The 17,896-nt window shown below is 61.9% G+C and carries 17 protein-coding genes; 3 read left to right on the top strand and 14 right to left on the bottom strand.

The window, feature by feature from the left end; translation table 11 throughout:
• On the bottom strand, positions 1–1,444 hold a 1,444-nt coding region (locus tag V7E26_RS21245; RefSeq protein WP_324419861.1), incomplete at its 3' end, for an AMP-binding protein.
• A gap of 29 nt (positions 1,445–1,473) precedes the next feature.
• Complete coding sequence (locus V7E26_RS21250; RefSeq protein WP_442893448.1) at positions 1,474–2,298, bottom strand: ABC transporter ATP-binding protein; 825 nt, start codon at positions 2,296–2,298, stop codon at positions 1,474–1,476.
• A 546-nt stretch (positions 2,299–2,844) separates the two neighbouring features.
• On the opposite strand from V7E26_RS21250, the gene V7E26_RS21255 reads away from it, so the two are divergent.
• Positions 2,845–4,002, top strand: coding sequence for an acyl-CoA dehydrogenase family protein (locus tag V7E26_RS21255; protein ID WP_324419865.1), 1,158 nt, complete (start codon positions 2,845–2,847; stop codon positions 4,000–4,002).
• A gap of 95 nt (positions 4,003–4,097) precedes the next feature.
• Complete coding sequence (locus V7E26_RS21260; protein WP_324419867.1) at positions 4,098–4,742, top strand: TetR/AcrR family transcriptional regulator; 645 nt, start codon at positions 4,098–4,100, stop codon at positions 4,740–4,742.
• A 102-nt stretch (positions 4,743–4,844) separates the two neighbouring features.
• Here V7E26_RS21260 and V7E26_RS21265 read toward each other — a convergent pair whose 3' ends face one another.
• The 11 genes from V7E26_RS21265 to V7E26_RS21315 form a co-directional block, all read right to left on the bottom strand.
• Complete coding sequence (locus V7E26_RS21265; RefSeq protein WP_324419869.1) at positions 4,845–5,636, bottom strand: enoyl-CoA hydratase; 792 nt, start codon at positions 5,634–5,636, stop codon at positions 4,845–4,847.
• 22 nt (positions 5,637–5,658) lie between these two features.
• Entirely contained in the window at positions 5,659–6,453 is a 795-nt protein-coding gene (locus tag V7E26_RS21270) for an SDR family NAD(P)-dependent oxidoreductase (protein ID WP_324419872.1), read from the bottom strand.
• 27 nt (positions 6,454–6,480) lie between these two features.
• A complete protein-coding gene (locus V7E26_RS21275) occupies positions 6,481–7,659 on the bottom strand; it encodes a lipid-transfer protein (protein WP_324419874.1) in 1,179 nt (392 codons plus the stop codon).
• Positions 7,656–9,194, bottom strand: a complete 1,539-nt coding sequence (locus tag V7E26_RS21280; protein ID WP_324419876.1) for an AMP-binding protein — start codon at positions 9,192–9,194, stop codon at positions 7,656–7,658. Before V7E26_RS21280 ends, V7E26_RS21275 begins: the two co-directional genes overlap by 4 nt.
• Positions 9,195–9,209: 15 nt before the next feature.
• Entirely contained in the window at positions 9,210–10,760 is a 1,551-nt protein-coding gene (locus V7E26_RS21285; RefSeq protein ID WP_324419878.1) for an AMP-binding protein, read from the bottom strand.
• A gap of 10 nt (positions 10,761–10,770) precedes the next feature.
• Positions 10,771–12,006 (bottom strand): thiolase family protein, encoded by a 1,236-nt coding sequence (locus tag V7E26_RS21290; RefSeq protein WP_324419880.1) that lies wholly within the window; start codon positions 12,004–12,006, stop codon positions 10,771–10,773.
• Between the two features lie 9 nt (positions 12,007–12,015).
• Positions 12,016–12,717, bottom strand: a complete 702-nt coding sequence (locus tag V7E26_RS21295) for an ABC transporter ATP-binding protein (RefSeq protein ID WP_324419882.1) — start codon at positions 12,715–12,717, stop codon at positions 12,016–12,018.
• Complete coding sequence (locus V7E26_RS21300) at positions 12,714–13,472, bottom strand: ABC transporter ATP-binding protein (protein ID WP_324419884.1); 759 nt, start codon at positions 13,470–13,472, stop codon at positions 12,714–12,716. The genes V7E26_RS21295 and V7E26_RS21300 overlap by 4 nt, the downstream gene beginning before the upstream one ends.
• Positions 13,469–14,419, bottom strand: coding sequence for a branched-chain amino acid ABC transporter permease (locus tag V7E26_RS21305; RefSeq protein ID WP_324419885.1), 951 nt, complete (start codon positions 14,417–14,419; stop codon positions 13,469–13,471). The genes V7E26_RS21300 and V7E26_RS21305 overlap by 4 nt, the downstream gene beginning before the upstream one ends.
• Positions 14,416–15,273 carry a branched-chain amino acid ABC transporter permease gene (locus tag V7E26_RS21310; RefSeq protein WP_324419887.1) on the bottom strand — a complete coding sequence of 286 codons (858 nt, stop codon included), beginning with the start codon at positions 15,271–15,273 and terminating at the stop codon, positions 14,416–14,418. The genes V7E26_RS21305 and V7E26_RS21310 overlap by 4 nt, the downstream gene beginning before the upstream one ends.
• A 70-nt stretch (positions 15,274–15,343) precedes the next feature.
• The gene (locus V7E26_RS21315; protein WP_324419889.1) at positions 15,344–16,528 is read right to left on the bottom strand and encodes an ABC transporter substrate-binding protein; all 1,185 of its coding nucleotides are present in this window, start codon (positions 16,526–16,528) and stop codon (positions 15,344–15,346) included.
• Between the two features lie 179 nt (positions 16,529–16,707).
• On the opposite strand from V7E26_RS21315, the gene V7E26_RS21320 reads away from it, so the two are divergent.
• Positions 16,708–17,337, top strand: a complete 630-nt coding sequence (locus V7E26_RS21320) for a TetR/AcrR family transcriptional regulator (RefSeq protein ID WP_324419891.1) — start codon at positions 16,708–16,710, stop codon at positions 17,335–17,337.
• Between the two features lie 282 nt (positions 17,338–17,619).
• Here the strand turns inward: V7E26_RS21320 and V7E26_RS21325 are convergent, their stop codons facing one another.
• Complete coding sequence (locus V7E26_RS21325) at positions 17,620–17,868, bottom strand: DUF2274 domain-containing protein (RefSeq protein ID WP_324419893.1); 249 nt, start codon at positions 17,866–17,868, stop codon at positions 17,620–17,622.
• Positions 17,869–17,896: the final 28 nt, after the last annotated feature.

Below are 17,896 nucleotides of genomic sequence, written 5' to 3' on the forward strand. Positions count from 1 at the left end.
GCAGCCGGGTCTCGATAAACTGAGGCGGAAACCGTTCGCCGGAGCGAAGCTGTCGGAGATCATCGAGGCGCTCGAGGAATACGAGCTCGCCGCTGTCCGTGACCGACACGGCATCGCCCGTACGATACCAACCTTCCTCAACGCGCTGGGCGACGCTGTCAGGCTTCTTGTAATAGCCTTGGAAGAAGCTGCCGCCGCGAACGAGCAATTCACCCTGCTCCGACACTTTCCATTCCAGCGATGCGCCGGATTCGGGGTGCGCGTCCAGCCAGTGCCCTACCGTCTCGAGATTGTACCGATCGCCCTGGTGCAGGGTCAGAAGCCCGATCTCAGTGGTGCCATAGATATTGCGCAACGGCACGCCAATGGCATGAAACAGGCGAAACACATCCGGCGCCATGGTGGATCCGCCGCACAATGCGAGCTTGATGCGCGTAAGGCCGAGCTTGTCTCGCAGCGGCTTCAATACCAGCATCTCCGCGAGCGGCAGCGCAAGCCGCGCACCGAGCGGGATCGGCCGTCCTTCAAGACGCGCGACATGGACCTTGTGGCCGATATCGACACCCCAGGCGTAGATTGCCCTGCGCGTCCGGCCGGCATCGAGCATCCGGCCCTGGATCGTGGCCGCGAGGCTCTCCCACTGGCGCGGAGCGAATACCATCACCTCCACTGCGAGTTCGCGGATATTGTTGAGAACCTCCTCGGGCGATTCCGGGAAATTCACCACCAGCGGCAGCAGGAGACCGATGGTGACGCCGAAGAACTGCTCCGTGGCCCAGGCCGGGGCGATATAGGTAAGATACTCCATGCCAGGCTTGATGCCGGTCGCGGCGATGACGCGATGCGCGTTGTCGACGAGATAGCGATGGGTCAGCACCACGCCCTTCGGCCGTCCGGTGGTGCCGGAGGTATAGGACAGCACGGCCACGTCGTCGGGTCGGCCTGTCTCGACCAGACGCCGGAACCGATCGGTATCCTCGGCGTCGCGCCCGCGTCCAGCCTCAACCACCTTCTCGAACGCCGTCAGGCGCTCGTGACGATAGGACCACATTCCGGTATCGTCCCAGTAGATCATCTGGCGAAGGTGCGGAACGCGATCGAAAATCGCGAACCCTTTGTCCACCTGCTCCTGATCCTGCGCTACCAGACAGACCGCATCGCTATCGTTGAGGAGGTATTCGATTTCGTCCGCAGTGATGTCGGGATACAGCGAGACGATCTTGCATCCAATCGAGAACGCCGCAAACTCGCTCCAGAAGTTCTCCGGCTCGTTCTCGCCGATAATGGCCACGGTCTCGCCGCGGCGAATGCCCATCGCGTCAAGACCAAGGGCGACGGAACGCACTTTCTCGAGAACATCGCCGTAGGTGTATTCGCGCCAGATGCCGCGATACTTGTGCCGCTCAACGAGCCGGTCCGGCGCCGCGCTGGCGCGCTCGAGCAACAGTTGCGGAATGGTACGCATTGGCAGCATCAGCGATTTCCTTCGCCCAGATACGCCTTGAGCACCGCAGGATTTTGCTGAATCTCCAGCGGCGTCCCCTCTGCAATCTTTCGACCGAAGTCGAGCACGACAATCCGGTCCGCAAGATCCATGACGACACCCATGTCGTGCTCGACCAGCACCACCGGGATCCGTCGCGCCTCGCGAACATCGAGAATGAATCGCGCAAGGTCTTCCTTCTCCTCGGTGTTCATCCCGGCCATCGGCTCATCCATCAGCAGGATGCTCGGCTCCTGAGCCAGTGCACGACCGAGATCGACGCGCTTGCGGAGGCCATAGCCGAGGCTGCCGACCGGCTGATGGCGGATGGATTCGATTTCGAGCAGTTCGATGATTTCCTCGACGACCTCGCGGTGCCGGATCTCCTCGCGCCTGCAAGGCCCGAAGTAAAAGAACGCCGACGGAATCGAGCTCTTCATGTGAATGTGACGGCCGACCATGATGTTTTCGATCACGGTCATGTTCGAAAAGATATGCGTCCCCTGGAAGGTCCGGGCCAGACCGGCCTTCACGATATGGTGGACGCCCATGCCCGACAGCTGCGAGCCGTTGAATCGCACCTCGCCCTGCTGCGGCCGATAGAAGCCGCTGAGGCAATTCATCAGAGAGGTCTTGCCGGCACCGTTCGGCCCGATTACCGCGAGCAACTCGTCCGCTCCAACCGTGATGGAGACATTGTCAAGCGCGACGACGCCCCCGAAAGCCATCCGGATACCGTCGGCGACGAGAACCGCGGCGTTGTGCGCCGCGCGGCTCTGCGATGCTGAATAGAGAGGCGAAACAGCGCTCAACACGCACCCCCTTCACCAACGCAACCCTGCGACATTCATCCTCCCCACGGTATGCGGCGTTTCGACCGAGCAGCGCTCGCCCTTAATCGATCCATCCTTTCGCGGATTTTTATGACCGATGAGCATTATTTTTAACTCGATAGTCAATTTTGGTCAAGTCCATTCAGGAGCCTGCAACGCGCCACGACGCAACCAAGCCGATCGAAAACTCCGGCGCCAACGCATCAAGAGAACACGGACTCCGATTGCAGCATGCAGCAGGCGCTCCCCGCTTGGAGGAAGCTCGTGACCGGGCGCATTCAGGCGCGCCCTTTCGACGAAGCGGTCCTCGACCGTTCCACCTGGGATGGCACCAAACGCAGCCGAAAAGGCAACACATCAGATTAGAATTGACCACAACGTCAAATCTCCTAATATGCGGTTGAATGCGGAAGATCTGCAGTTCTCCATGAGCAACGTCTGTCGCCGGTTTCGCGCGATCGCGAAACCGCGCGTCGCTCAAACAACGCTGCCAATCTCCGATAACGACACGCAGGAGGAGAATCCAGCATGGCAGGGGCCGAGAGCAAATCTTTTTCGTTCCTAACCGACCAGCAAACGATGGTTCGGGACGTCGCGCGCAAGGTTGCGACCGACACGATTGCCCCCACAGCAGCGGAACGCGATCGCACCGCGACGTGGCCGCACGCCGAATTGAAGGCTCTCGCCAATCTTGGCTTCATGGGCATGCTGCCGTCCGAACAATATGGCGGCTCGAATGCGGGGTTCGTCGCCTATTGTCTGGCGCTGGAGCAGATCGCCGCGGCCGACGCGGGTGTCGGCACCATTTTCCACGTCCACAACGTCACCGCCTTCACCATCGCCTTGCGCGGCAACGAGGAACAGAAGCAGATGTATCTGCCGCCGATGCTGCGCGGCGAAAAGATCGGCGCGTTTCTTCTCACTGAGCCGCAGGCCGGATCGGATACCGCCGCATTTCGCGCCACCGCGCGCCGCGAAGGCGATCACTTCATTCTCAACGGCACCAAGCAGTTCATTTCCAACGGGAGCGAGGCCGGTACAACGATCGTGCTCGCTCGCACCGATCCGCAGGCCGGCAAACGTGGATTTACGACGTTCATCGTCGACCCGACCTCACCCGGCTACCATGTTGCGCGCGTCGAGGACAAGCTCGGTCAGCGGACGGCCCATGTCGCTCAGATTCAGCTCGACAATCTTCGTGTTCCGGCGGAGAACGTGCTCGGCGAAGTCGGCGGTGGCTACCGGATCGTCATGGGTGGCCTGTCTGACGGGCGGATTGCAATCGCCGCGCAGGCCGTCGGCGTTGCCCAGGCAGCGCTCGACGCTGCGATCCGCTACGCCAACGAGCGCGAGGCCTATGGCAAGCCGATCGTTGAACTGCAGGCGGTGAGCTTCCATCTCGCCGAGATGGCCGCTCAGGTCGACGTCGCGCGGCAATATTATATCCATGCCGCGCGGCTCCTCGAGGCCGGAGCGTCCTGCGCCAAGGAAGCGGCCATTGCCAAGCTCGTCGCTTCGGAGATGGGGGAGAAGGTCTGCTCGGACGCGTTACAGATCCACGGCGGCTATGGCTACCTGAAGGATTTTCCGGTCGAGCGCTACTACCGCGACGTTCGCGTCTGCAAAATCTACGAGGGGACCAGCGATATCCAGAAACAAATCATCGCACGCAGCCTCTCGGCCTGAGGTTCCAGGAATTGACTTTACGGCAATAGTTTTGACTATGGAGTCTTAAGTATCGCGAATCGTTCCTATATTCTCCGGATACTCGGCATGCTCTCATGAAGAAGACATCGACAGCAAGGCGCGGCCGCCATGCTTCCGCCTGGAAAAGCGTCGTCCTGAACCGGGAACAGCAATTCTCGCTGAAGCGGGGCGCGCTGCTTCGCGAGGCTGGCCGCGCGTTCAGCCTTCGTGGCTATCACAACACCTCGCTGGAGGATGTGGCGAAGACCTTGGACGTCACCAAGGCCGCGCTCTACTACTACGTCACGAACAAGCAGGAAATTCTCTTCGAATGCCACATGATGTCGCTCGACTTCGGCGACGAGGCGATGAAGTACTGCGAAGAGCATGGCAAGACCGGGCTTGAAAAAATTCTCCTGCTTATCGACAAGTACGTCAAAACCATCACCAGCGAGATGGGCTCTTTCGCGGTGCTCGGCGAGTACGACGCGCTGGAGTCGCAGAACAAGGCGATCATCGGCAAGCGTCGCGACAAGTTCGACCGCGGCTTCCGGAAACTGATTTCCGAAGGTATCGCCGACGGGACGGTGCGCGCCGTCGATCCAAAGCTGACCGTGTTCTTCTTCATGGGGTCGATCAACTGGATGACACGCTGGTTCACGCCGGAGGGGCCGCTCACCGGCGAGCAGGTCGCCCGGCAACTGGTCGATCTCGTTGAGGGAGCTCTGCGGAGCCGCTGATCGCACCACGAGCCCCCAGCGGCGCGCCGAAACCGCCGCTCGCAGATCCCCCTGGGGACTTCCCGCAAAAACCACCCGCCGGACGGCGGCGCAGGAACGATGCTACTTTCGTCCCTTCCAGACCGGCTTGCGTTTCTCGACGAAGGCGCCGATGCCCTCGCGCGCGTCGGCGTGAGCCATGTTCCTGACCACGAGTTCGCCGGAATATTCGTAGGCATCGGATATCGGCATTTGCAGCTGGCGATAGAACGCCTGCTTACCGAGCGCCAGTGTGTAGGTGGATTTCGAGGCGATCTCCGCGGCGAGTGCTTCGACTGTTTCAGCAAGGCGTTCCGGCTCAACCACGTCGTTGACGAGTCCGACCCGTAACGCGAACTGCGCGTCGTAGAGGCGCCCTGTCGCCAGCATCTGCATCGCATGTTTCGGCATCACCATTCGCGACAACGCCACCATCGGCGTCAGGCACCACAGGCCGATATTCACACCCGGGGTGGCGAACCGCGCCTGGTTGGAAGCGACGGCCAGGTCCGCGCTGGCTACCAACTGGCAGCCGGCGGCGGAGGCCACGCCATCCACGCTCGCAATGATGATCTGCGGTTGATCCCGCATAGCCTGCATCATTGCAGAGCAACGCGTCGATACGGTCTTGAAGAATTCCGGATCCGTCTCCCCGTCGAATTCGGTGAGATCATGCCCCGCGCAGAAGATCTTCTTGCCGACCCCAGTCAGGACGATCACCGCGATCGACGGCTGCCGCCGGAGATCCAACAGGTGGCGGGTCAATTCGTCGATTGTCGCCAGGGAAAGGCTGTTGCCGCTGCGTGGACGGTTCAAGGAAATGTACGATACAGCGCCCCGATCCTCGCGGATAACAAGTTCTTTTTCTTCGCTCATGACACGTTCCCGGAAAGTCTCGTCAGCCAGTTCGGCACGTGAGCGCACCATCGACAGGAAGAAGCGCGCCGGAGATGTATTTCGCATCGTCTGATGCCAGAAACAAGGATGCATGCGCCACGTCCCAGGCTGTCCCCATCTTGCCCATCGGAACCATGGCATCGCGCTTGGCGATCATGTCATCCACGGAATTATAGACGTTCTTGTAGGGCTCGACGATCATCGGCGTGTTCATCAGGCCAGGAAGCACCGCGTTGCAGCGGATCCCCTTCGGGGCGTACTCGACCGCAACGGCCCGGGTGAAGTGGTTCACGCCCGCCTTCGAGGAGTAGTAGGAAATCATCGGTACGCTGATCGTCGTGATCGATGCGACCGACGAGACGTTGACGATGGCGCCGCCGCCCTGCCGCACCATCTCGGGAAGCACGCGCTTGCAGGTCAGGAAGAACCCTTTGAGGTTCACCGACATGACGCGGTCCCAGCTTGCCTCATCGATGGCCTCGGGACCACCGGGTTCGGCGATGCCGACATTGTTCTGGAGGATGTCGATGCGCCCGTGACGGCTGACGGCGTTGCCGACGGCTGCATCGATGTCCTCAACCGACGTGATGTCGGCACAAAGGGCCTCTGCCTTGCCACCCTCTCCTTCAATGACGGCGCAGGTACGCTCGGCCGACGCGAGATCGCGGTCGACGCAGATCACCGTCGCGCCCTCGCGCGCGAAAAGCACCGCCGTGGCCTTGCCGTTACCCCAGCCTTCACCGATGCAACCGGCACCCATGACGAAAGCGATCTTGTCCTTGAGCCGCTGCGACATTGATCCGCTCCTTTGCGATTGCCGATTTCAGTTCTTTTCGTACAGCGTCACAACCGCCGCGCCGCCGAGTCCGAGATTGTGCTGGAGGGCCAGGCGCGCGCCGTCCACCTGCCGCGCCTCGGCGGTGCCGCGAAGCTGATGGACGAGTTCATAGCATTGGGCCAGGCCAGTCGCGCCGAGCGGGTGGCCCTTCGAGAGCAGTCCGCCGGACGGGTTGGTAACGAAGCGACCGCCATAGGTATTGTCGCCGTCGTTGACGAACTTCTCGGCTTCGCCCTCGCCGCATAGACCGATCGCCTCGTAGGTGATGAGCTCGTTCTGCGCGAAGCAATCGTGCAACTCGACGACATCGACATCGTCAGGGGCGACGCCGGCCGCTTCATAGACCTTATCCGCAGCCGCCTTCGACAGGTCGAAGCCGACCACCCGCATCATGTCGCGGGTCTCGAACGTGCTCGGCCGGTCCGTCGTCATGGCCTGGGCGCGAATGCGGACCTTGTCGTTCAGGTTATGGCGGGCCGCGAAGGCCTTGGAGACCAGCACAGCCGCGGCGGCGCCGCAGGTCGGCGGGCACGCCATCGAGCGCGTCATCACGCCCTCCCAGATGACAGGCGCCTGCATCACGTCGCCCTCGGTCATCTCCTTGCGGAATAGCGCCAGCGGGTTCCGCGCGGCATGGCGGCTGGCCTTGGCGCGAATCCTGGCGAAGGTCGACATTTTGGTGCCGTACTTCTCCATGTGTTGCTTGCCGGCACCGCCGAAGTAGCGGAGCGCCAGCGGAATCTCGCCATGGCCGACGAGTTCGTCGGTAACGCGGTCGAAATCCGCGAAGGGCGAAGGCCGGTCCTCGAAGATCGAGCCCAGCGCGCCCGGACGCATCTGTTCGAAGCCGACGGCAAGAACGCAGTCGGCCGCGCCGCTCTCGACCGCCTGCCGCGCCAGATACAGCGCCGTCGAACCGGTGGAGCAGTTGTTGTTGACGTTAACGATCGGGATGCCCGTCATGCCGACCCGATACAGCACCTTCTGTCCGGCGGTGGAGTCGCCGTAGACGAAGCCCGCATAGGCCTGTTCAATGGCGTCGTAGCCGAGCCCGGCATCCGCCAGCGCCAGCTTCACCGCCTCCTCGCCCATTGCGTCGTAGGGCGCGGAAGCGCCTGGCTTCGCGAAGGGGATCATGCCGACACCTGCAACGATCGTAATCATGTGCGCTCCTTGTTTTCGTTCGCCGACTGGGCGGCAGTTTCGTTCTCGATAAGCTTCCTGATTTCGGTCTTCAGGATCTTCCCGTAGTTGCTCTTCGGCAGGTTCGGCAGGAACCGGTAGGCCTTCGGCCGCTTGAAACGGGCGATGTGCTCGATGCAGAAGGCGTCCAATTCCTCGGCCGTCACAGGCGCCGATGATGCCACGAAAGCGACGACTTCCTCGCCCCAATCCGGATGGCGTCGTCCGATAACGCTCACCTCGGTCACGGCGGGATGACGCAGCAGCACCTCCTCGACCTCCCGCGGATAGATGTTGGAGCCGCCGGAGATGATGACGTCCTTGGAACGGTCTTTCAGATACAGGAAACCGTGCGTGTCGAAGGTACCGACATCGCCGGTCCACAGCCATCCGTCGCGCAGCGCCTGCGCCGTCGCGGACGGGTTATTCCAATAGCCGGCCATCACGACGTCGCCGGCCACGATGACCTCGCCGTTCTCGCCCGGTGGCATGTCGTTGCCTTCGGCATCGACGACACGGACGGCAACTCCGGTACGTGGGATGCCCACCGAGGAGAGCCGCTCGTCGAGGCGCCCGTCGCCGTTATCGAGGTGCATGTGGGGTGGCAAATAGCTGATCGTGCAGGGCGCCTCGCCCTGACCATAGGCTTGCCACAGGCGTGCGCCGAGCGCCGACAAGGCGCGCTTGAGGTCCTCCACATACATCGGCGCGCCGCCGTAGAAGATGTGGTCGAGGTTCTCCAGCTTGAGATCCATCAGGGACGGCGACGTGACGAGCCGGTTCACCATGGTTGGCGCGGCAAAGAACGAACTGCCCGGATAGTGGTTGATGAGATCGACGACCTCGTCTGGCTGGAATCCGCCACTCTCCGGCACGACATTGGCCGCGCCGCGCACCAGATGCGCGAGCGCGAGCAGACCCGCGCCATGCGACAGCGGCGCCGGATAAAGTGCGGCGTCGGTCTCGTCGACAGGCCCGATGTCGGCGAGAAAGCTCATCGTCATGTTGTAAAGGTTGCGATGGGTCAGCATCGCGCCCTTCGGGTACCCGGTCGTACCGCTAGTATAGAACAGCCACGCGATGTCTTCAGGTGCGGCCGACACCGGCCGGAGATCCGGAGGCGTTGTCGCGAGCATCGCGCGATAATCCTCGCCGTCGACATCGACGACGTTACCCGGCTGCGACAGGCCGCCCTTGATATCGGTAAACAGCACCGAGGCGGCGCAATTGTCGATGATATAGGCGAGTTCCTTCGGGTGCAGCTTGGCGTTGATCGGCGCCACCGCCAGGCCGGCGAACCAGGCGCCGAACAGGATCTCGAAATATTCCGAACGGTTGGAAAGGAAGATGCCCACCCGCGAACCCGGCGCCAAGCCCTTGTTGCGCAAGGCGGCACCGAGCGCGGCGCTGCGCTGCAGAAGCTGGGCATAGCTATGGACAATCTCGCTGCCGAGACAGACCGCCGGGCGATCCGCAAAGACCTTCGCCGCATTTGCGAGTACCATGGCGATGTTCATGGGCTTCCTCCCCGTTCAGATGGCGCGCGTGCGTCCTTTCCAGAAATTCTCGCGGATGTCCTTCTTGAGGACTTTGCCGTTAGGGCTGCGCGGCAGGCTGTCCCAGAACTCCACCGACTTCGGCGCCTTCACGCTGCCAAGCTTCGTCTTGCAGAGCGCAATGATATCGTCCGGATCCGCCTTGATGCCCTGCTTGAGTTCAATGACGGCCTTGACCGCCTCACCCCATTTTTCATCAGGCACGCCGATCACGGCGCAATCCTGTACCGCCGGATGGCCCCAGATGACCTGCTCGATCTCGCTCGGATAGACGTTGAAGCCACCGGAGATGATCATGTCCTTCTTGCGATCGACGATATAGACGTAGCCGTCCTCGTCCTTGAATCCGATATCGCCGGTGTGGTGCCAACCGAAGGCGGAGACCTCTTTGGTGGCTTCAGAATTCTTGTAATAGCCGGGCATCACCAGATTGCCCTTTACGACGATCTCGCCGCGCTCGCCGGCCGGCATCAGATTGCCGTCATCGTCCATGATCTCGACGGGCGTCAGAAGCGTTGGCCGGCCGCAGCTTGCCAGCCGCTTTTCCTTCTCGGGATCGCCAATGACCAGATGCTCCTGCGGTGACAGGAAAGTGCAGATCATCGGCGCTTCGGCCTGGCCAAAGGTCTGCGTCATTACCGGGCCGAAGACGTCGAGGCATTCCTTCAGCTTGTCCACCGACATCGGAGCGGCAGCGTAGATGAAATGCTCGAGCGAGGAGAAATCGTGTTGCTTGAGACCGGGATGGCCGAGCAGGACGTAGATTGCCGTCGGCGGCAGGAACATGTGGGTGACGCCCTCGGTCTCGATAGCATTCACCACCTTGGCGGCATCGAAGCCTGGCAAGATGATCTGCGTCGCGCCCGCCGCCATCAGCATGATGCCGACTCCGCCCGCCGCGTGCGTCATGGGCGCAACGACGAGGTGAACTGGCGGCTTCCTCACCGGCATCGAGGTGAAGAAGTTCGAGATCATCGTTTCCCAGACAAGGTTGGTCCAGAGGACGCCCTTGGGCCGCCCCGTGGTACCGCCCGAGGAGAAAATCGAGATCGGCGCGTTGCGGTCCTCGGGAATGTTGGGATCGCTCTCGGGCGCATTCGCAATCCAGTCCATGAGGAAGGAGGCGTCCGCGCCGGCCTTGTCGATGCAAACATAGAGGCGGATCTTCGGACATTCCTTGCGGAACACCTGCACGTTTGCCTCGAAGTCGCTGTGATAGAAAAGAACCTCGACGTCGCAATTGTTGAGGATGTAGGCATTCTCGTCCGCGGTGTTGCGGGCATTGATCGGCACCCAGACATAGGCGCCGCGCACGATGCCAAGGATGCACTCGAAGGCTGTCGCCGCATTCGGGCTGTAGACCGCGGCCATCTGGCCCGGCCGGAAGCCGGCTGTCGCCAGTGCGTTTGCAATCCTGTAGCTGCGAAGCTGGACCTCGCGGAATGTCCGCGAGACCGTCGCGTCCTTCAAGCAATTACGGGATGGATTGATGCTGACGCCACGGTCGAAGAAATCGATCAGTCGCATGGATACCCCCTCAGCGCTCCAGGATCGTGATACAGGCGGTCGCTTCCTCGTAATGATGGAAGCCGCCGCCGTTCTCGGCAATAGCGTGGTGCGCGCCCTCGACCTGCCGCGCGCCCGCCTCGCCGCGAAGCTGCGTGACGAGCTCGTAGATCTGCGCAAGACCGGTGGCGCCGATCGGATGGCCGCGCGATTCGAGGCCGCCGGAGACGTTGATCGGTATCCGACCACCGAGCGCCGTGTCGCCGTCGCGCACCAAGCGGCCGCCATCGCCGATCGGCGCGAAGCCGAGCAGTTCGGCCTGATGCAGTTCCGCAAACGCGCTGGCGTCATGGACCTCGGCCACCGACATGTCGGCGGGGCCGACGCCGGCGATCTCATAGGCGCGGTTGGATGCAAGCCGGCAGAGGTGCCGTTCAAGGTCGTCGGCTTCCCGGTCTGAACCCGACGCCAGCACCGAGGCAGCAATGCGGATCGCCCGCTTGGCGCCGAGCGCGCGCGCCTTCTCCGCGGAGCAGACAATGGCGGCCGCCGCGCCGTCGCTGATCGGCGCGCACATCGGCAGCGTCAGCGGCCACGACACCTCGCGGGCCGCCAGCACATCGTCGGCGGTCATCGAATCCTGATATTGCGCCTTGGGATTCCGCGATGAATGCCTGTGATTTTTCGCAGAAACCTCGGCGATGTCGCGCTGGGTCGTCCCGAAGCGGTGCATGTGGTAGCGCGCCAGTGACGCGTAGACGTCCATGAAGACGCTTCGCTTGCCGCTGTTCTGGCCGGCGCCGGGCGGCAGCGGCAGATCCTTGCCGAGCGCCGTCAGACGGCGAACGCTGCCATCCACGTCGTGTACGTCCCAGGCACCGTCGAAGATGGCAAAGGATTTTTCCCGGTCCTTCGAGTTCATCTTCTCCGCGCCGATGGCCAGCGCCACATCGCCCTGCCCCGACGCGACGTAGGAGAAGGCGGCGTTGAGCGCCGTTGACGCACTGGCGCAGGCATTCTCGACGTTCATCACCGGAATATGCTGGAAGCCGAGCGCCCGGAGAACGAGCTGGCCACGCACGAGATGCTGGCCCTCCACGACGCCCTGCGCGGTGTTGGCGAAGAACGCGGCCTGGACGTCCTCGCGCCCGACACCGGCATCGGACAGCGCCTCTTCCACAGCTCCGCGCGCAATCGTCTCGAGCCGGTCGTCGAGGTAGCGGCCGAACCGCGTCATGCCAACCCCAATGATGTACACGTCGGCCATGACTTTCTCCTAGACGCTGATGAGGGACTCGATGCGGGCGCGGTCGGCCTGCAGTTCTTCGGTGGTGCCCGACCAGACCACCCGGCCATTGTCGATGACGAACTGCCGGCGCGCCAGCTTGAGCGGAACCTTCAGGTTCTGCTCGACCAGCAGGATGGCAACGCCCTCGGCATTGATGGTGCGAATGGCCTCGATGAGTTGATCGACGATGAGCGGCGCAAGCCCTTCGGTCGGCTCGTCGAGCAGCAGCACTTCCGGATTGGTCAGCAGGCCGCGCCCGACGGCCAGCATCTGCTGCTCGCCGCCCGAAAGCGTGTCGCCACCCTGCGCCGCGCGCTCCTGAAGGCGCGGAAACAGCTGATAGATGCGCTCCAGCGACCACGGACCCTTGCGGCCCATCACGGTCGCGATCTTCAGATTCTCCTCGACCGTCAGGTTCGGGAAGATGCGCCTGTTCTCCGGAACGAAGGCGAGGCCCAGCCGCCCGAGTTCATGGGGCTTCAACGCCGTGACGTCGCGATGGCCCATCAGCCTCCGTCCGCTGTGCACGGCGTTGAGGCCGATCGCCGCCTTCAGCAGCGTACTCTTGCCGGCGCCGTTGCGGCCGATCAGGGAGACGACCTCGCCGGCGGCCACGTCGATGGAGACGTGATGCAGGGCCTGGGCCTTGCCATAGAAGACGTCGCAATCCTGGAGAGCCAGCGCGCTCATTCTTCGTTCCCGAGATAGGCTGCGCGCACGGCCGGGTTGGCCTTGATCTCCGCGGGCGAGCCGGACGCCAGCAACTGGCCCTGCACCATCACGACGATCTCGTTGGAAATCTGCATCACGACGTCCATGTTATGCTCGATCAGCAGGACGGTTCGCCCCGCGACGACGCGCTTTATCAGTTCAATCGCCTGATCGAGACGCTCATGGCCGACACCGGCGAGCGGCTCGTCGAGCAACAATACGCTGGGATCGCTGAGCAGCGCGAGGCCGACCTCGAGGGCCCGCTGGTCGCCGTGCGAAAGGTTCTCGGCCGGAGCGTGGGCAAGCCGCTCCAGCCCGATCTGCTCAAGGACCTTTTCGGCACTTTGCCGAACCCCGGCGAAGCGGCCGGCCGGCATCCAGAACGGCTGCACGCGATAAAGATGCGCGAAAGCCGCAAGTTTCAGATTCTCCAGCACGGTCTGGCCGGCGAAGATCTTTGTGATCTGGAAGCTGCGGCCGAGGCCGGCGCGCGTCCGGGCATGGACGGAGAGTTTCGTGATGTCCCGTCCGTTCAGGATCACCTGCCCCGCGCTCAGCGTCGCGTGGCCGGATAGCGCATTCATCAGCGTCGTCTTGCCGGCGCCGTTGGGTCCGATCAATCCGTAGATGCGCCCGGCCTGGAAGCTGCGGCTGACGCCCGCGACCGCCTTGAGGCCGCCGAACGCCACCTGGATATTCTCGCACTGCAGGGAAATGCCGTTGCTCGCGCTCATTTCGACGCACCCTTCCCGATGCGCCCCAACACGGCAAACATGCCCGCGATCCCCTTCGGCAGAAAGATCGTGCAGAGGATGAAGACGATGCCCAGAATGCCATACCAGTGCTCGGTGAACTGGCTCAACTCCTCCTTGAGAGCTTCGAACACGGCGACGCCGAGTACCGGCCCGAGCAGCGTGCCCTTGCCGCCGAGCAGCGTCATGATCAGCACGTCGCCCGACGTGCTCCAGTGCAGCATCTGCGGGCTGACATAAAACATCAGCGAGGACAGCAACGCCCCGCTGATGCCGGCGTAGGCCCCGGAAATCATGAACGCACACTGCCGCAGGCGCTGCACGTTGTAACCGATCTGCTCGGCGCGAACGTCGTTGGCCTGCACCGCCTTCAATGCGCTGCCGAATGGCGAGATGCGCAACACGGCCATGATCACCACCCCGATCACGAACACCACGATGAGGAAGTAGAAAAAGTTGCGGTTGTTGTAGAAGTCGATGCCGAACAGGGCCGGCCGCGGAACACCGGGAATGCCGTCCAGGCCGCCGGTGAACGCCCGCAGCTTCGTGCTTGCCAGTATGTAGACGAGTTGCGCGAGCGCCAGCGTCAGCAGCGAAAAGAACAGGCCCGACACGCGAAGCGCAAAGATGCTGAGCAGGAACGCGAGCGCCGCGCCGGCAAGAGCCGCCACCAGAAGCGAAGGCATGAACCCGAACTGAGGCGCCAGCAGCGCCAAGGCGTATCCCCCGGCGCCGAACATGGCGGCGTGGCCAAAGGACAGCATGCCGGCCATGCCGAAGATCAGATCGAAGCCGACGGCGAACAGACCCCAGATCAGGATCAGGCTGACGAGGTTCAGGCTTTCCTCGCTGGTCGACAGCAGCGGCACGACCATCATGGCAGCGACAGCGGCCGCCATCAGGATCTGATCGGGACGGAGCTTGCTCATGCCGAGCGTCCCTTGCGGCTGAACAGGCCCGACGGCCGGGTCATCAAGGTGGCGATGAGCAGGACGAAGGTGATCAGTTCCACCCATTCGGGCGCATAGGTAAATCCGGCCGCGCGCGCCATGCCGAGCAGAAGTGCTGCGAAGATCGCGCCCTTGATATTGCCGAGCCCGCCGATGATCACCACCACGAAACAGTCGATTATCACGCTGAAGCCCATGCCCAGTTCGATCGGCACGAGCGGCGCCGCGACGACGCCGCCGAGCGCGGCCAGACCGGAGCCGAGCCCAAACACCGCCGTGCGCACGCGCGATACGTCGATCCCGAGCGTCTGGGCCATTTCGGAATCCGAACTCGCGGCGCGGATCATCATGCCGAGCTTGCTGCGGTCGAGCAGCAGGAACAGCAGGACCGAAACAAGCGCGCCGAAGCCGATGATGAACAGGCGATAGGAGGGAATCTGGCTGCCGAGCATCGCAATCGGCTGCGAAAACAAAGCGGGCGTCGGCACCTGCTTGTAGTCCAGACCCCAGATCAGGCGGACCGATTCCTCGATCACCAGGATGAAGCCGAACGTCAGCAGAAGCTGATAGATATGATCGCGATTGTAGACCGGCCGCAGCGTCGTCATCTCCATCGCGGCGCCGAGCGCAGCGACGACGAGTGGCGCGAGCGCGAGCCCGATCCAGAACGATCCGGTCCAGTGGACGATCTGGTAGCATACATAGGCGCCCAGCATATAGAGGGCGCCATGGGCGAAATTGATCACGCCCAGCATGCCGAAGATGAGCGTCAGGCCCGCCGCCAACAGGAACAGCAGGAAGCTCAAGCTCAAGCCGATGACGATCGTCGACACGCCAGAAAAATCCGCGAGTTCACAACCAAGGGTAAGGCGCGCCCCGATACGGGGGCACGCCTCGTGTCGTTCAGCAAGCGTCGAACAACTTCGACGGCTCGAAAACGTCGGTGATCTTCATGGTCAGCGGCGGCAACGGAGCCTGCCCTTCGACCACGACGCCCCACAGGCCGACCTGCGCCGCCTGGTGATCGCAGGCGCGCATGACCTTCTTGCCCTCGAGCGAGTTTTCCCTGGTGCTCTTGGCGAAGGCCTCGACCCACTTCTCGCGATCCCAGCTCTTGGTGGACTCGACGACGTCGAGCCACCAGCTCATGCCATCGTAGGCCTCTCCGGCAAAGCTCGAGGGCCATTCATTGTATTTGGCCCGATAGGCCTCGACGAACTTCTTGTTCGCGGGATTGTCGACGCTGAAGTGATATCGCACGCCCGAATAGACGCCGACCGCCGCCGGCCCGACGGCCGCAGCGAGGGTCTCGTCCTGCAGCACCGGACCGAACTGGGTCTTAGTCTTGTTGAGACCAACCTGGCCGGACTGCTTGAGGAAGGTGACCGCATCGTTGCCGGTGATCATGACGGCGATGCCGTCCGCGTCGGACTTGGCCATCTTGTCGACGATGACCGAGTAATCACGGTTGCCAAGCGGTGCGTAGTCGTTGCCGACGATCTCGATACCAGCCTTCTTCGCCTCGGCGACGAACAGATCCCAGCCGTCGCGAGTCGCCTGGTAATCGGCGGTTACGCCGTAGATCTTCTTCAACCCCTTCGCCTTCGCAAACTCCACGCACATGCGGATTTCCATGCCGAGCGTGTTGGAGGTGCGGAAAGTATAACGCGAACCATTGGTCCGCGTGATCTTGTCGTCAGCGGAAATTGTCACGAGAAGCGGAATCTTGCGCTGGTCGGCCAGGCCTTGCAGCGCCAGCGTCGAAGCTGAGCCGACCGCTCCGAACATCATCTGAGCGCCGCCAGCAAGCAGACGGGTCGCCTTCTGAACCGCGGGCTGCGGCTTGGTCTCGTCGTCCTCCCAGGACACCCGGATGGGCTTGCCGAGCACCTTGCCGCCGCGGTCGGCAATGGCAAGCTCGACGCCCTGCCGCATGTCCTTGCCGATGATGCCGTAAGCACCGGAGAAAGCCAGAATGCTGGCGATATGGAATTCGCTGGGCTCTTCCGCCGCCAGGACACTCGTCGCAGGAGCCAGAGCTGACAACGCAATGCCTGCGGAACTCATCAGAAACATACGGCGATGCATACAACCTCCCAAAAATTTATCGTCATCGATGTTTTACTCTACAGTAGGCTATATTAACTTGAAAGTAAGATGTCAAGCGACACTGCGATTGAGCAACATGCCACTTGAACGCAAACCTGGAAGTGACGAAGAGTAGATCAGAAATTTGCCGCGACAGCAGAGACTTGGAGATGGACAGGATGTCAAAAAAGGCAGTAGGGCGAAAGCGTTCCAAGATATGGGAAGGCGTCGACCTGCGTCAGGAGCTGCATCAGGCCAAGCGTCGTCTAATCCTGAAACAGGCAGCACTTCTGTTCGCGGATCGCGGCTTTCATGAAACGACGATCGATCAGATCGCCGAAGCTCTCAATGTAACCAAGCCGACGATCTACTACTACATCGACAGCAAGGAAGACCTGCTCTATCAGGTGGCGCATACGGCTCTCATCGACCTCAACGAAGCCTTGTCTCGCGATCAAGACGCGAAGCTTCCCGCAATCGACCGCCTCGAGCAGTTCTTCAGGATGTATGGCAGACTCATACTTTCCGAGTTCGGGGTGTCGCTGGCTCTGGTCAGCGACCGCTCGCTTAACCCGCAGTCACGACGCAAGCTTCGCTCGCTCAAGAAACAATTTGAGATCACGGTTTGGAAAATTCTCGAAGAAGGCCGCGAAGACGGCACGATCTGCGTGGACGATCCGAAAATGTTCATATTTGCCATCTTCGGTGCGTTCAACTGGGCTCCGCAGTGGTTCTCGAACACAGGTCCATCCACCCCGGACGAGGTCACGGCTGCGATGTTCCATGTATTTCGGAGCGCCGCGAGATAGGGAGGTACAGAGTTGGGTGGGTTGAGCGCGCTCTAGTTCAAAACGATAGCTGCTCTAGTTCGGAGCGCCAACTGCATTATGAGCAATTGATGTCGGCCAAGTTGCAATAGCGATTTGCGAATGTTTACTCCCGACGACGATTGCTCGAGGCTCCAAGTTTCAGACCCATGCGAACTGGTCCTCCAAGCATCATGTCTAAGCAAGCTCTTTCGAGCACTAAGATAACTCTTGTAAATGCCGCTTCGCCACGAGTGTAGGCAGCGGTAGTCTATTGGATGCGCGCTATCCACTTCCAGCTCGTGGCGTTTGACGTGCCCGACGGGTTTTCACAAACGCTCGATCCGTGGCCATGAATCTGGTTAGCATGGGAGCGACGAGCTTCGTTGGATCGTTGATCTCTTGGCCAGTTTCCCGGCTCAGGATTTCTGCATAGGCGATGAGATCGCGATGTACTGCTGCCGGCAATTCAACCGCGAGCTTGACCGGCTTGTCGTCCACAACGGTCGTAAGTTTCAGCTTGGGAGATTTCATTTCTCACCCCTTGTACGGCTCCAGCACC

It is taken from the genome of Bradyrhizobium sp., from assembly GCF_036735945.1.
Taxonomy (GTDB): Bacteria; Pseudomonadota; Alphaproteobacteria; order Rhizobiales; family Xanthobacteraceae; genus Bradyrhizobium.

What these genes read in the sequence shown, in the direction of transcription:
- V7E26_RS21295 (WP_324419882.1), bottom strand. Translation starts at nt 12,717, where the DNA reads ATGAGCGCGCTGGCTCTCCAGGATTGCGACGTCTTCTATGGCAAGGCC.
- V7E26_RS21315 (WP_324419889.1), bottom strand. Translation starts at nt 16,528, where the DNA reads ATGCATCGCCGTATGTTTCTGATGAGTTCCGCAGGCATTGCGTTGTCA.
- V7E26_RS21305 (WP_324419885.1), bottom strand. Translation starts at nt 14,419, where the DNA reads ATGAGCAAGCTCCGTCCCGATCAGATCCTGATGGCGGCCGCTGTCGCT.
- V7E26_RS21260 (WP_324419867.1), top strand. Translation starts at nt 4,098, where the DNA reads ATGAAGAAGACATCGACAGCAAGGCGCGGCCGCCATGCTTCCGCCTGG.
- V7E26_RS21285 (WP_324419878.1), bottom strand. Translation starts at nt 10,760, where the DNA reads ATGCGACTGATCGATTTCTTCGACCGTGGCGTCAGCATCAATCCATCC.
- V7E26_RS21290 (WP_324419880.1), bottom strand. Translation starts at nt 12,006, where the DNA reads ATGGCCGACGTGTACATCATTGGGGTTGGCATGACGCGGTTCGGCCGC.
- V7E26_RS21275 (WP_324419874.1), bottom strand. Translation starts at nt 7,659, where the DNA reads ATGATTACGATCGTTGCAGGTGTCGGCATGATCCCCTTCGCGAAGCCA.
- V7E26_RS21325 (WP_324419893.1), bottom strand. Translation starts at nt 17,868, where the DNA reads ATGAAATCTCCCAAGCTGAAACTTACGACCGTTGTGGACGACAAGCCG.
- V7E26_RS21320 (WP_324419891.1), top strand. Translation starts at nt 16,708, where the DNA reads ATGTCAAAAAAGGCAGTAGGGCGAAAGCGTTCCAAGATATGGGAAGGC.
- V7E26_RS21255 (WP_324419865.1), top strand. Translation starts at nt 2,845, where the DNA reads ATGGCAGGGGCCGAGAGCAAATCTTTTTCGTTCCTAACCGACCAGCAA.
- V7E26_RS21265 (WP_324419869.1), bottom strand. Translation starts at nt 5,636, where the DNA reads ATGAGCGAAGAAAAAGAACTTGTTATCCGCGAGGATCGGGGCGCTGTA.
- V7E26_RS21270 (WP_324419872.1), bottom strand. Translation starts at nt 6,453, where the DNA reads ATGTCGCAGCGGCTCAAGGACAAGATCGCTTTCGTCATGGGTGCCGGT.
- V7E26_RS21300 (WP_324419884.1), bottom strand. Translation starts at nt 13,472, where the DNA reads ATGAGCGCGAGCAACGGCATTTCCCTGCAGTGCGAGAATATCCAGGTG.
- V7E26_RS21280 (WP_324419876.1), bottom strand. Translation starts at nt 9,194, where the DNA reads ATGAACATCGCCATGGTACTCGCAAATGCGGCGAAGGTCTTTGCGGAT.